The 13,928-nt window shown below is 31.6% G+C and carries 14 protein-coding genes and 1 pseudogene; all 15 read left to right on the top strand.

Going from position 1 to position 13,928, the window contains the following annotated elements; genetic code table 11:
* On the top strand, positions 1-592 hold a 592-nt coding region (locus JO950_RS18550; RefSeq protein WP_202703969.1), incomplete at its 5' end, for an alpha-1,2-fucosyltransferase.
* Between the two features lie 3 nt (positions 593-595).
* The gene (gene gmd, locus JO950_RS18545; RefSeq protein ID WP_202703968.1) at positions 596-1,669 is read left to right on the top strand and encodes a GDP-mannose 4,6-dehydratase; all 1,074 of its coding nucleotides are present in this window, start codon (positions 596-598) and stop codon (positions 1,667-1,669) included.
* Complete coding sequence (locus JO950_RS18540) at positions 1,669-2,694, top strand: glycosyltransferase (protein WP_202703967.1); 1,026 nt, start codon at positions 1,669-1,671, stop codon at positions 2,692-2,694. Before gmd ends, JO950_RS18540 begins: the two co-directional genes overlap by 1 nt.
* Positions 2,691-3,533, top strand: a complete 843-nt coding sequence (locus JO950_RS18535) for a glycosyltransferase family A protein (protein ID WP_202703966.1) — start codon at positions 2,691-2,693, stop codon at positions 3,531-3,533. Before JO950_RS18540 ends, JO950_RS18535 begins: the two co-directional genes overlap by 4 nt.
* Complete coding sequence (locus JO950_RS18530) at positions 3,534-4,445, top strand: glycosyltransferase family A protein (RefSeq protein WP_202703965.1); 912 nt, start codon at positions 3,534-3,536, stop codon at positions 4,443-4,445.
* A gap of 25 nt (positions 4,446-4,470) precedes the next feature.
* Complete coding sequence (locus JO950_RS18525; protein WP_202703964.1) at positions 4,471-5,616, top strand: glycosyltransferase family 4 protein; 1,146 nt, start codon at positions 4,471-4,473, stop codon at positions 5,614-5,616.
* On the top strand, positions 5,609-6,553 hold the full coding sequence (locus tag JO950_RS18520; protein WP_202703963.1) for a glycosyltransferase family A protein: 945 nt from the start codon (positions 5,609-5,611) through the stop codon (positions 6,551-6,553). The genes JO950_RS18525 and JO950_RS18520 overlap by 8 nt, the downstream gene beginning before the upstream one ends.
* 1 nt (position 6,554) lies before the next feature.
* Positions 6,555-7,559 (top strand): glycosyltransferase family A protein, encoded by a 1,005-nt coding sequence (locus JO950_RS18515; protein ID WP_202703962.1) that lies wholly within the window; start codon positions 6,555-6,557, stop codon positions 7,557-7,559.
* A 4-nt stretch (positions 7,560-7,563) separates the two neighbouring features.
* On the top strand, positions 7,564-8,469 hold the full coding sequence (locus JO950_RS18510; RefSeq protein ID WP_202703961.1) for a glycosyltransferase family 2 protein: 906 nt from the start codon (positions 7,564-7,566) through the stop codon (positions 8,467-8,469).
* 34 nt (positions 8,470-8,503) lie between these two features.
* Positions 8,504-9,172 (top strand): cytidylyltransferase domain-containing protein, encoded by a 669-nt coding sequence (locus tag JO950_RS18505; RefSeq protein ID WP_202703960.1) that lies wholly within the window; start codon positions 8,504-8,506, stop codon positions 9,170-9,172.
* A gap of 15 nt (positions 9,173-9,187) precedes the next feature.
* Positions 9,188-10,228, top strand: a complete 1,041-nt coding sequence (gene neuB / locus JO950_RS18500) for an N-acetylneuraminate synthase (RefSeq protein ID WP_202703959.1) — start codon at positions 9,188-9,190, stop codon at positions 10,226-10,228.
* A 45-nt stretch (positions 10,229-10,273) separates the two neighbouring features.
* Positions 10,274-11,383 carry an acyltransferase gene (locus JO950_RS18495; RefSeq protein ID WP_202703958.1) on the top strand — a complete coding sequence of 370 codons (1,110 nt, stop codon included), beginning with the start codon at positions 10,274-10,276 and terminating at the stop codon, positions 11,381-11,383.
* A gap of 10 nt (positions 11,384-11,393) precedes the next feature.
* Positions 11,394-12,521, top strand: a complete 1,128-nt coding sequence (gene neuC / locus JO950_RS18490; RefSeq protein WP_202703957.1) for a UDP-N-acetylglucosamine 2-epimerase — start codon at positions 11,394-11,396, stop codon at positions 12,519-12,521.
* A gap of 32 nt (positions 12,522-12,553) precedes the next feature.
* Positions 12,554-13,462, top strand: a complete 909-nt coding sequence (locus JO950_RS18485; protein WP_237732389.1) for a polysaccharide deacetylase family protein — start codon at positions 12,554-12,556, stop codon at positions 13,460-13,462.
* Positions 13,456-13,928: pseudogene (locus JO950_RS18480) on the top strand (hypothetical protein); the annotation flags it as partial. The gene JO950_RS18485 and the pseudogene JO950_RS18480, both read left to right, overlap by 7 nt.

Below are 13,928 nucleotides of genomic sequence, written 5' to 3'. Positions count from 1 at the left end.
TTATAAAGAAGTCGATTTTGTATATAATTCTGATCTGATTCATTTAAAAGGAGATATTATATTTCTGGAAGGTTATTTCCAATCAGAGAAATATTTTATAAAGTATGAAAAAGAAATTCGGGAAGATTTTGAAGTGCGGACACTGCTAAAAAAAGAGACTAAAGCTGCAATTGCAAAAATTGAGTCTGTAAATTCTGTTTCGATACATATTCGAAGAGGAGACTATATAAATAATCCATTGCATAATACAAGTAAAGAAGAATATTATAACAAAGCTTTGGAGATGGTTGAAAATAAGGTATATAATCCTGTTTATTTTGTCTTTTCGGATGATATGGATTGGGTAAAAGCAAATTTTTCGACCAAACAAGAAACAGTATTTATTGATTTTAATGATGCTTCAACAAATTTTGAAGATTTAAAATTAATGGCATCTTGCAAGCACAATATTATAGCAAATAGTAGTTTTAGCTGGTGGGGTGCATGGCTGAATAAAAATCCTAATAAAATTGTAATTGCTCCAAAACGATGGTTCAATGACGATTCCATAAATACGAATGACATAATCCCGACAAATTGGGTTAAAATATAGAAAATGAAAAAAGCATTAATAACCGGAGTTACTGGTCAGGATGGAGCTTATTTAGCCGAATTTTTATTAGAGAAAGGTTACGAAGTTCATGGTGTAAAAAGAAGAGCTTCATCATTTAATACGCAACGAATTGATCATTTGTTTAGAGACCTTCATGAGGAAAACGTTCGATTCATTCTTCATTATGGGGATTTATCTGATGCTACCAATCTAATAAGAATAATTCAGGAAGTTCAACCTGACGAGATCTATAATTTAGGGGCTATGTCTCATGTAAAAGTTAGTTTTGATACTCCTGAATATGTCGCAAATGTTGATGGTTTAGGAGCCATGAGATTACTAGAAGCGGTAAGAATTTTAGGTCTGGCAGAAAAAACCAAGGTCTATCAGGCTTCAACTTCAGAGCTGTATGGTTTAGTGCAAGAAGTACCACAAACCGAAAAAACACCTTTTTATCCTCGTTCGCCTTATGGTGTGGCAAAAATTTATGCCTATTGGATAACTGTAAATTATCGAGAGGCGTATAATATGTTTGCCTGCAATGGAATTTTATTTAATCATGAATCGCCTCTGCGAGGAGAAACATTTGTTACCCGAAAAATTACTATGGCTACAGCTAAAATAGTTTTAGGTTTGCAGGATGCATTATATATTGGGAACTTAAACTCGCAACGAGATTGGGGCCACGCGAAAGATTACATAGAAGCGATGTGGTTAATTTTACAGCAAGATAAACCAGATGATTTTGTTATTTCAACCGGTAAAACTACTCTGGTAAGAGAATTTGTTCGAATGGCATTTTTAGAATGTGGTATTGAACTGGAATTTGTGGGAGAAAATGAAAATGAAGTTGGAAAAGTTAAATCTTGTTCGAATCCAAAATATCAAATTGAGATTGGCAAAGAAGTAGTAAAAGTTGATCCTACTTATTATAGACCAACAGAGGTTGATTTGTTGATCGGAGATTCTACAAAGGCAAGAACAGTTTTAGGATGGGAACCAAAATTTGATTTGAATGATATAGTAAAACAAATGGTTGCATCAGATATAGAATTATTCGAAAAAGAAGTGAAATAATGTCTTCAAGCCCCAAGATATCAGTTCTAATGCCTGTCTATAATTGCGAACTTTATATAGAGGAAGCAATAGATAGTATTTTGAATCAGACTTTTTCAGATTTTGAATTTATAATAATTGATGATGCTTCTCTAGATTCAACAGTATCAATTATAAAAAACTATAATGATCCCAGAATACAATTAATCGTAAAACCTCAAAATTCAGGTCTTACGAATAGTCTGAATTTCGGATTGAGCATTGCTAAAGGAGAATATATTGCCCGTATGGACGGTGATGATATAAGTCTGCCGGAACGTTTTGTTAAACAAGTTGCTTTTTTAGATAAAAATCCTGAAACAGTACTTATTGGCACATACTTTAAGATAATTGGCAAAGATAAAATCGTTGTTGTTCCTGAAGATCATGATGATATAAAATTGGCAATGCTTAAGGATTGTTGTATAGGACATCCAACTGTAATGATGAGGAAAAGTTATTTGGATAGATTTGCTTTAATTTACGATACCCAAAAAGAGCCAGCCGAAGATTATGATCTCTGGACAAGATTGTTAGCCGTGGGAAAGCTGTACAATTTGCCGGAAGTTTTACTTAATTATCGTGTTCACAATTCGCAAGTTTCTCATAAAAGAAATGAACAACAAGCAAATACTGCACTGGAGATTAAAGTTAATTTACTGACGAATCTCAATTTTGAAAGAGATGATGAGACACAAGATTTTCTAAAGAAGATAATATCACGAAGAGAATTTGTTTCTTTTAGCGAAATAAATCGATTCGAAGATTTAAAAAACAAATTGCTTTTGGCAAATCAAACTTCTTTTTTTGAAAAGACAGGTTTTGAAAAGTATCTGTTAGAGATTCAGAACAATTTGTATAAAGACTATTTTTTTAAAAAAGAAAAATACTCTCCAAAAGTTTATTTGCAATATTTAAAAATTAGAAAAAAGTCACCATTTAAATTAAAATTATGGCACGAAACAAAACTGTTTGTAAAATCAATAACTTTCTATAGTAAAAAATGAAAGATCCAATAGTTTCTATAGTGGTTCCATGTTATAATCAGGCTCAGTATTTGGATGAAGCTTTACAATCTGTTTCAGACCAGACATTTGAAAACTGGGAATGTATTGTAGTAAATGACGGAAGCTCTGATAATGCAGAACAAATAGTAAGAAAATGGATCGAACAAGATGTAAGATTTAAATACTATTATCAGGAAAATGCAGGGGTTAGCAGTGCCAGAAATCTTGGTATAACAAACAGTGTGGGCCAATTTATTCTGCCACTTGACGGAGATGATAAAATTGCTAAAGACTACATCAAACTAGCTATAAGAGCATTTGAAAATGATGAGTCATTAAAACTTGTTTATTGTAAAGCAGAAAAATTTGGTGATGAAACAGGAAACTGGAATCTGACACCATTTTCACTCAAAGAGTTGGCACTAGATAATATGATTTTTTGCTCGGCAATGTACCGAAAGAAAGATTGGGAATTGATTGGAGGATATGATAATAACATGCTCGATGGTCTTGAGGATTGGGAGTTTTGGATATCACTTCTAAAGAATGGAGGAAATGTATCATGTTTAAATATTATAGGATTCTATTACAGAATAAAATTAGTGTCCAGGCAAAAAAAACTGGATGGTACTATAAAAGAGAGACTATTCAACTATTTAAGTATAAAACATGCCGATTTTTTTGTAGAACATCTGGGATCTTTTGGGGCATTAAACTACAACTTACAAAAAGAAAGAGAAGGGTTTTCTGCAAAACTTAAAAGTGAAAAATTTGTACTTGATTTGTTTTGTAAAACCTTTTTTGGGTTTACAATTTTCGGAAAAATAAATAAGGGATAAATGCTAGCGATTGTAATTCCATATTATAAATTGATTTTTTTTGAAGAAACCTTAAAATCACTATCGGAGCAAACAGATAAAAGATTCAGAGTATTTATAGGAAACGATGCCAGTCCGGAAGATCCCTCTTTACTTTTGGAGGAGTACAAGGACAAAATTGATTTCGTTTACCAGATATTTGAGGAAAATTTAGGAGGAATATCACTGGCGAAGCATTGGGAACGTTGTATTGCCCTTGTTAAAGAGGAAGACTGGATAATGATTTTGGGTGATGACGATATTTTGGAGAAAAATGTTGTAGCGTCCTGGTATGAGCATTACAATGTTTTTCATACAAAATCAAATCTGGTAAGATTTGCTTCAAAATCATTAAACATGAATTTGAACGGAAGAATAAGTCATTCATTTACAAATCCGGTATGGGAAAAAGCATCCGATTCCTATTTTAGAAGATTTAAAGGATTGACAAGGAGTTCTTTGTCTGAATATACATTTTCAAAAGGGGCTTTTCAGGAATATGGCTTTTTTGATTTTCCTCTAGCCTGGCATAGTGATGATGCAGCTTGGTTATTTTTTTCTGATGATAAACCTATTTACTCTATAAATGAGAGTAATTTATTAATCAGATATTCCAGTTCGTCCATATCCGGAAAACAGAATAATCAAAAATTAAAAGATCTTGCGAGCGAAAATTTTTACAAACAATGTATTGTTGAAAAAATGGTTTTTTTTAGTAAGCCGCAACAGTTGGATTTGATATTAGAATATGAAATTTCAATCAAAAAGAACAGGAAACTGAGATGGACCGAATGGCGTTATTTACTTCTTTTTTATCTTTCAGCAATGCAGATGAATGCCTTTATAAAGTGTTTAAGAAGATGCTGTTTAAGTTTTAGACAGAAAAAGATTTAATGAGTAAGTTAAAACTATAGATCAAGTGAAAATACTTTTTGTATCGATGCCGTCTATCCACGTGCTCCGTTGGATTGAAAACTTAAAAGATAAAGGTCATGAACTTTATTGGTTTGATGTTTTAGATCGGGGACCGCTAGAGAATTTAGATTATGTTCGTCAATTTGTAGATTGGAAAAAAAGAAAATATCCCTACATAAAAGGAGAATATTTTTTGAGGAAAAAGATGCCTTCGGCGTATGATAAAATAATTCCTTATTTAGAAGTTTCTGCCAATGAAGGTTTCGAGAAAATTATACAGGAAATTAAGCCCGATATAGTTCATAGTTTTGAATTGCATTACTGCTCTTATCCCATACTGAAAGCAATGAATAAAAATCAGGGGATTAAATGGATTTATTCTTGTTGGGGAAGCGATATTTTTAGACATCAGGTTCTTAAAAATGACATTCAGAAACTTGAATCTGTTTTAAACAGAGTTGATTTTTTAATAACAGATTGTGAAAGAGATTATGATCTAGCAAGAAAGTATAATTTTAAGGGAGTTTTTTTGGGAGCTCTTCCCGGAGGCGGCGGATACCATATAACAGATATTCAAACAAGTTTTCGGGATATAGAATCCAGAAAATTAATCCTGATAAAAGGCAATCATAATGAAACAGGAAGAGCCCTCTATACCTTAAAAGCTATAAAAAAAATAATTGATCTGTTAGATGATTTTCATATCGCTGTTTTTTCAGCAGGAGAAAAAGTCAGAGAATTTATTAAATCAGATTCAAAACTGGAGGGAAAAATTAAAATAATAGAAGGAATAAATCAGTCGGAGCTTCATAATTATTTTGGAAAAGCATTTCTTTATATTGGAAATAATTTTTCAGACGGCATGCCAAATTCATTATTAGAAGCTTTATTACTTGGGGTAATTCCTTTGCAATCCAATCCGGGTAATGCCACAAAAGAACTTATAGGAAAAAAATATTTTGGAGAAATAATCAATGATCCTGAGAACTCAGATGAAATAGCTGAAAAAATATTAGGTCTTATCCGTAATAAAGATAATAATGTTCAATTTGCCAAAAGTAACCATCTCAAAGCTATTGAAGATTATAACTACGAAAGAATAAGAGATTCAATAAACAATTTATACAGTACAGTAGCCATAGATGAATAAGCCTTTAGTTTCTATTATTATCCCCGCTTACAATCGGGCACATTTGATTGGTGAAACACTCGACAGCCTAATTGGACAAACTTATTCTAATTGGGAGTGTATTATAGTTGATGATAATTCGTCCGATAAAACAGAAGAAACGATAAAGCTTTACAAGGAAAAGGATAATAGATTCAAACTGATATTAAAATCAAAAGAAGATAAAAAAGGAGCAAGTGTTTCCAGAAATATTGGACTAAAAGTTGCAAAAGGCGATTATATCCAGTTTTTGGATTCAGATGATATACTGGCTGCAAATAAACTCGAAGAACAAATTCTGCTAGTGTCGAATGAAGATGAATTTGTTATTTCAACATGCAAATGGGGAAGATTTGATCATATTGGCGAAACCCTTAAATTGAATGAAAATAATCCTGATTATAGAAATTTTGATTCTGCAAAAGAATATTTTGATTTGATAGGTCTACATGGAGGCTTTTTTCCTTCACACAGTTTTTTAATGAATAAAAAACTAATAACATTTTCAGGTGACTGGAATGAAAGTTTAACAATGAACGATGATGGGGAGTTTTTTTTTAGAGTATTATCGAATTGCAGTAAAATAATCTTTGCCGGTAATACTTATGTTTTATATCGAAATAATGTGTCCGGTGAGAATTTAAGTTTGTTGCAAACCACCGAAAAAGCGTATAGTCTTGTTAACAGCTGGAAAATAATAGAATCACTGTATCAGACAAAGTATGGCGATTCAGATTCTACTTTCTTAAATAAAAAAAAGCAAGGTATCTATTTTGGGATCAAAAGAGAATTTCCTAAAGTCATTAGGGAGAATAAGGTATTTTTTAAGCAACAGATTAAAAATGATACCGTTTCTCTAAAATTAGCAAAACTAAAAAAAAGGATTTTTCATAAACTGAAAATTATATTTAAGAAATAAGATGCGGGTAGGATTTAATCCATTTAAAGATGAACCACAAAAAGATTCTGAATTTATTCATCAGATCATAATCCCTGTTTACATACCTAATCAGGAAGGTTATTTTAAAGATAGTTTTGCAATTTTAAAACTTTGTCTGGAATCTTTATTGACTACCGTTCACAAAAAAACATTTATCACTATTGTTAATAATGGAAGTGATACAATTATAAAAGAATATTTAGATTTTCTTTTAAAGCAAAATAAAATACACGAATTAATTCATACTGATAACATAGGAAAACTTAATGCGATATTGAAAGGTTTGGCGGGGAATCATATAGAATTGGTTACAATTTCAGATTCAGATGTATTGTTTTTACCGAACTGGCAATCTGAAACAGTAAAAGTTTTTACAAATATTCCTAATGCGGGAGTGGTAGGCATTGTACCGCAGTTTAAAATGTATGAACAAAATTGTGGAAATGTTATCTGGGATAATTTATTCAGTAAAAAATTAAAATTTATTCCCGTAAAAAACAAAGAAGCTTTAATTAGATTTTATGACAGTCTTGGTTGGGATAGAAATTATAATCAGGATTATTTAGAATATAATTTAGGTTTGGAGATTAGTCCAGACTTAAAAGTGTTGATTGGTTCGGGACATTTTGTCGCAAGTTATAAAAAGGATATTTTTGATGAAATCGTAAGTTATATAGGCTTTAAGATGGGAGGAACCAGTGAGGGGTATTTAGATAAATCACCTCTTAAGAAAAATTACTGGAGAGTAACAACTCAGGATAATTACGCCTGTCATTTAGGAAATACTTTAGAGGACTGGATGTCTGTTCCGAAAGCTTCTAGTACGGACATAATTCAATGCGGATTTAATAAAAATATAAAATTAAATCCAGTTTTGTATTTTGTAAAAAACAGAATATTTGTAAAATTTATTTCAGTCAAATGGATGAAAAAGATATTCTTGCGATATAAAAAGTTACCACAACCAATGATTAGAAATTATTAAGTAAATGCACATTCAGAAGAAGTTTTCTATTCTCATTACCACCAAAAACAGAAAAGAGGATCTGAATTTTACATTGCGTAAAATTCAGCATTTACTGGATAGAGAAGATGTATCTTGTATTATTTGTGACGACGGTTCAACAGATGGAACGTATTCATTGATTGAAAAGAATTATCCGGAAATTCAATTAATTCGGAACAATAAAAGCGAAGGACTGATCTATAGTCGGAACAGAATGATGGATTTGGTTACGACTGATTTTGCCATTTCGATTGATGATGATTTACATTTTATTACCACAAATCCTTTAGAAATTATAGAAAAAGCTTTTGAAGAGAATCCTAATGTGGCACTCTTTAGTTTTAGAATCTATTGGAGTTTACAAGAACCGGAAATAACGACCAGTGACGACGTTTTACATCAAATGAAAAGTTTCGCCGGTGGAGCTAATGTCTGGAGAATGTCTGCCTGGCGAGATGTTCCTGATTATCCGGAATGGTTTGTTTTTTATGGAGAAGAAGATTTTGCGTCATTTCAGTTATTTAAAAAACAATGGAAGATTTATTATTTACCGGAAGTGTTAGTAAATCATAGAGTAGATTTAAAATCCAGAAAAAATAATGCCGATTATAGTTTACGCCTGCGACGGTCATTGCGTTCCGGCTGGTATTTGTATTTTTTGTTTTATCCTCTTAAGGTCATTCCAAAAAAAATAACGTATTCTGTTTGGATGCAGCTTAAATTAAGAGTTTTCAAGGGAGATTTTAAAGCTTTGAAAGCATTGTTTTTGGCAACAATAGATTTAATTTTGGCATTTCCTAAAATAATCAAAAATAGTAATAGACTATCCATACGAGAATATAAAATTTATCAGGAGCAGGAAGATACAAAGTTGTATTGGAAACCATAAAATAATATTGTTGCAATTCTTTTAAACATTAAAAATGAAAACGATCGCTATTATTCCGGCACGTGGAGGATCTAAAAGATTGCCTCAAAAAAATATAAAACTGCTTGGAGGAATCCCTTTGTTAGCACACAGTATTATGTATGCTAAGGCAAATAGCGCTATCATTGAAGAAATTTATGTTTCGACTGACGATGAAAATGTAAAAAAAATAGCTTTAGAATACGGAGCAAAGGTAATAGACAGACCCGCAGATATTTCGGGAGATCATGAGGCGACAGCTTCGGCATTAAAACATGTTTTACAAAATATTGATCATGAAGTAGAGAATGTGGTACTGCTTCAGCCTACAAACCCTGTTCGTCCGGAAAGTTTGCTAAAAGAAACATTTGAAATTTATCAAAAGGAAGACAGCGATAGTTTATTTACTGTTTCAAGAAACTATAAAAAGTTCGGAAAAATAACAGATCAAAAGTTTGTTCCGTACAATTACAAAATTGGTCAGAGAAGTCAGGATATGGAACCGATTTATTTTGAAAACGGGTTGTTATATATCACAAAAGCATCATTAATTCTTGAAGATATAATTATTTCGGAAGATGCTTTTCCTTTCAAAATAGATCATATTTTTGCCAATGTTGATATTGATACGCAGGAAGATTTTGATTTCGCCGAGTTTTTATTCCACAAATATATAAAGCCCTAATTAACAAACTAATTTATGAAACCCTATCTAGAAATTGCAGGACGAAGAATTGGACAAGATTTTCCACCTTTAGTTATTGCCGAAATTGGAATTAATCACGAAGGTTCTTTGCAAGTTGCAAAAGAAATGGTCGATGCAGCAAAACGAGCAGGTGCCGAGGTAGTAAAACATCAAACCCATATTGTTGAGGATGAAATGAGCGGAGCCGCTAAAAAAGTAATTCCGGGTAATGCAGATGTTTCTATTTATGAAATTATGGAACGTTGCTCTTTGAATGAAGCTGATGAATTAGAACTCAAAAATTATGTTGAAAGCAAAGGCATGATTTTTATTTCAACACCATTTTCACGGGCAGCAGCAGAAAGATTAAAAAAGTTTGATATCCCTGCTTATAAAATTGGTTCTGGAGAATGCAATAATTATCCGTTATTAGAGCATATAGCTTCTTTTGGAAAACCGGTAATTTTGAGTACAGGAATGAATACAATTGAAAGTATTACAAAAGCAGTGGCTATTTTTGATAAACATACTATTCCTGTTGCACTTTTGCATACCACAAATCTATATCCAACACCCATTCATTTAGTACGTTTTGGTGCCATGACAGAATTGCATGAAGCATTTCCGGATAAGGTATTTGGTTTAAGTGATCATACCTTAAACAATAATGCCTGTTTAGGAGCTGTAGCCCTAGGTGCTAGTATTCTGGAAAGACATTTCACAGATCATATGCAACGAACAGGTCCGGATATTGTTTGTAGTATGGATGAAAAAGCGTGTCAGGAACTAATTATTTCAAGTGCCGAAATTGCATTGATGCGTGGTGGCACAAAAAAACCTGCTGAAGAAGAACAAGTGACGATAGATTTTGCTTTTGCTACTGTTTGTGCAATAGCACCAATAAAAAAAGGCGACAAATTATCTAAAGAAAATATTTGGGTAAAAAGACCAGGAACGGGTAAAATACTGGCAGAACATTTTAATGATCTGATAGGAAAAACGGCCTCAAGAGATATTGAAAATGATGAGCAATTAAATTGGGAGGATATAAACTAGTTTTTAATTACAATACCATTTACTTTTTAACCCCAATTTTTAATTTTGAAGCAAAATATTAGATTAAGAGAACTTGATTTTTTAAGAGGGATCGCAATTATTTTGGTCTTAATGCGCCATCAGTATATAACAGACTGGACTACAAAAATGGGCTGGATAGGCGTTGACTTATTTTTTGTTTTAAGCGGATTTCTTGTTTCAGGACTCTTATTCAAAGAGTATCTAAAATTTGGAAATATAAAACCAGGTTTGTTTTTAGTACGAAGAGGATTTAAAATCTATCCCATATACTATTTAACCTATTTTTTATACTTAACCCCTAAGATTATTAAACATCAATTTGAATGGAAAGGTTTCTTATCAGATATGTTTTTCATTCAGAACTATGTTTGTGCGTGGGGTTATGCTTATACAGCTAGTTGGTCATTAGCAGTCGAAGAACATTTTTATTTTGGTTTTGCCGTACTATTATGGTTCGTTATTAAACATGCTTGGATTAGTTTAAAACCAAATCAAGCAAGTAAAACAGATAAGTTTGAGGTTTTGATCTTTCTAATGATACTTTTATCATTGTGTTTAAGAATTGTCAGTAATGTTTATTTTCCTGAAAATGGAGATAAAAATTTTACAATGTCTCATTTAAGAATGGATTCACTATTTGCCGGAGTTTTTGTTTCATACCTATATTATTTTAAAAATGAGAAGCTAACGCATTTTTTTGAGTCAAATAGAATACGATTAATGATAATCTCATTTTTAGCTCTTATGTTTACACCGTTTATAGACTTTGAAGAATCATTTTTCGTAAGAACATTTGGGTATTCACTTCTTTATATCGCATTTAGTATTATACTTGTGTTTTTTCTTGTAAGTACAGAAGTAAATAAAAAACTTGATAGCCTATTTTCAAACAGAATAGTAAATATTATTAGCAAGATTGGATTTTCCTCCTATAGTATTTATATTATACATGGTTTCGTAAATTTTTTCTTTGCCTTAGTAAATAATTTTGTTTTAAATAAATTCTTTAATCAGATTTCTATATTTTTTCTTACCTGTATCATAAGTGTTTTATGCGGAATTTTTATGACACTTAATATAGAAAAGTATTTCTTAAATTATAGGGATAAATATTTTCCCAGTCGAATAAACTGATCACCACTAAATGAAAAAAATCCTATTTCTTACAGGCACCCGCGCTGATTTTGGAAAGATAAAATCACTAATTTCAATTTTAGAACAACAATCTGAATTTGAGGTTTTTGTTTTTGTCACCGGAATGCATTTGCAGGAACAATACGGTTATACGCTGATCGAAATAGAACGCTGCAATTTTAAGAATGTTTTTACTTTCGAAAATCATACCCATGAAACAACAATGGACTTAACTCTTGCAAAAACTATTGAAGGATTATCAGGTTACTGCAAAACCATTAGTCCGGATATGATAGTTGTTCATGGAGACAGAGTCGAAACCTTAGCGGGCGGAATTGTTGGTTCATTAAACAATATTCTGGTAGCGCACATTGAAGGAGGTGAAGTTTCAGGAACTGTAGATGAATTAATCCGCCATAGTGTTAGTAAACTAAGTCATATTCATTTCGTTTCAAACAAACAGGCGGCAAAAAGGTTGATACAAATGGGAGAGATTAAAGAATCTGTTTTTACAATTGGTTCTCCTGATCTTGATATTATGTTTTCTGATCAGTTGCCGGATTTAATAACGGTAAAAGAATATTATAAGATTGATTTTGAAAATTATGCAATCGTAATGTTTCATCCCGTAACTACAGAAATCAAAGAAATGCAAAAATATGCCGAAAACTTTGTATCCTCTTTATTGCAGGACAACCATAATTATATTGTTATTTTTCCAAACAACGATCTGGGTAGTCAATTTATTATTGAGGCTTATGAGAGATTAAAAGAAAATCAGAGGTTCAGAATTTTTCCGTCTTTGCGTTTCGAGTATTTTTTAACCCTATTAAAAAATAGCCAATTCATTATTGGTAATAGCAGCGCAGGGATCAGAGAAGCTCCGTACTATGGAATTCCAATTATTAATATCGGAACCCGTCAGCAAAACAGAGCGGTTCATGCTGATATAATCAATACAAATTATTCTGAAGAAGGTATAATGGAATCACTTGCTGTTATTGATTCACATAAAGTTCAAAATGTAGAAGATGATTTTGGGAAAGGAAATAGTAATGTACTGTTTCTGGAATGTCTTCAAAAAGAAGATATTTGGCTATTGAACCATCAAAAACAATTTAGAGATTTATCTAATTAATGAAAGCTAAATTTAAAAGTATATATTACAAGTTGAATAAACTCAAAAACCGATTGCTGTATGGTAAGCCGGTTTTTGTTGCCATGTATCACAGAACCAGTAATGAAGTTAGAAGTGAGTTGCAATACTTAACTGTTGATCTTGCTAGTTTTGAAAAGCAACTTCATTATTTTAAGGAAAATTATCAGATTCTTAGATTATCTGATGATTGGAACTCATTAAAGAAGACAGGAATAGTCATTACATTCGATGATGGATACGCAGATAATTTAGCAAATGCTTTACCCCTATTGGAGAAGTATGAAATACCGGCTACAATTTTTGTAACGACATTAAATATAAATACTAAAAAAGAGTTTTGGTGGGATCGTTTTGTATTTGACTATAACTTCTGTGATCCGTTTTTCTATCTTCCTGATGTAAAAGAAAAAGTATCCAAACAAACACATTCGTTTAGCGATTTAAACAAACTTATGGGCAAACTATCAAATGAAGAAAAGGAAATTTGGTTTTTAGATTTTGAAAGTTTAAATAAAATTCCTTTTCACGATAATGAAGATTTCAGATCATTAAGCGATGAGGAGCTTAAACGTTTGTCTGAGCATCCATTAATAGATATCGGTATACATACTCATAATCATTATCCCTTTGGGAATCTAAGTTATGAGGAACAGAAAAAAGAGTTAAGTTTTTCAATTGAAAAACTAGATAAATTGGTTGCAAAATCAGTAAAGTATTTAGCATTACCTCATGGATCATATAACGAAAGCACACTTAAAGTGATAGAAGAGTCAGATTGCTTAGGAATGCTGATAGCAAATAATGATTATTCCAATTATAAAAATAAATCAGGTAAAAAAATAAATCGAATTTTGATTCCTAATATTAAGGATAAAGAATTGGTGAAATTTATGAATAGATTTGACTTTAAAATATGGTAGATAACAGGTCTAATATAGCCATACTTTCTACGGTTATAAATTTTGATTTATATGATAAAAGCTCCCCGTTTTTTCCGAAAGATGTTCAGAAATATGTGATAGATGGTAGAAATGGAATGCATGGTCTAAAAAGCATTTTTTATATGATGAAAATGCTTAAAAATAAAAACATTGAATGGCTGATCATGGCAGATGAAGATGTTTTGTTTCAGGATTCAGGGATTGTCTTTGACATTATCAATAAAATGAAGTCTGAAGATTATACAGTATGTGGTGTGCGGGACGGAGGAATGATTGCACACAGAGCATATAATCCGCATGTAATTAATACTTTTTTTTCTATTTTAAATTTTAAAGAACTTGAGAAAATTTGGAATAAAGACGAAATTTTTAAAAATGATTACAGTTTAGAAAATGAGTTTGATGATGATTTGACAAATCTAAAATGGAATTTTGATACCAAGAG

Source organism: Flavobacterium sp. UGB4466 (assembly GCF_903469665.1).
In the GTDB taxonomy this organism is placed as follows: Bacteria; Bacteroidota; Bacteroidia; order Flavobacteriales; family Flavobacteriaceae; genus Flavobacterium; species Flavobacterium lipolyticum.
This window is presented reverse-complemented; position numbering and strand designations above follow the sequence as displayed.

Excerpts from the sequence above, each read along its gene's own strand:
- neuC (WP_202703957.1), top strand. The coding sequence starts at position 11,394 with ATGAAAAAAATCCTATTTCTTACAGGCACCCGCGCTGATTTTGGAAAG.
- JO950_RS18540 (WP_202703967.1), top strand. The coding sequence starts at position 1,669 with ATGTCTTCAAGCCCCAAGATATCAGTTCTAATGCCTGTCTATAATTGC.
- neuB (WP_202703959.1), top strand. The coding sequence starts at position 9,188 with ATGAAACCCTATCTAGAAATTGCAGGACGAAGAATTGGACAAGATTTT.
- JO950_RS18530 (WP_202703965.1), top strand. The coding sequence starts at position 3,534 with ATGCTAGCGATTGTAATTCCATATTATAAATTGATTTTTTTTGAAGAA.
- JO950_RS18515 (WP_202703962.1), top strand. The coding sequence starts at position 6,555 with ATGCGGGTAGGATTTAATCCATTTAAAGATGAACCACAAAAAGATTCT.
- JO950_RS18535 (WP_202703966.1), top strand. The coding sequence starts at position 2,691 with ATGAAAGATCCAATAGTTTCTATAGTGGTTCCATGTTATAATCAGGCT.
- JO950_RS18505 (WP_202703960.1), top strand. The coding sequence starts at position 8,504 with ATGAAAACGATCGCTATTATTCCGGCACGTGGAGGATCTAAAAGATTG.
- JO950_RS18520 (WP_202703963.1), top strand. The coding sequence starts at position 5,609 with ATGAATAAGCCTTTAGTTTCTATTATTATCCCCGCTTACAATCGGGCA.
- JO950_RS18510 (WP_202703961.1), top strand. The coding sequence starts at position 7,564 with ATGCACATTCAGAAGAAGTTTTCTATTCTCATTACCACCAAAAACAGA.
- gmd (WP_202703968.1), top strand. The coding sequence starts at position 596 with ATGAAAAAAGCATTAATAACCGGAGTTACTGGTCAGGATGGAGCTTAT.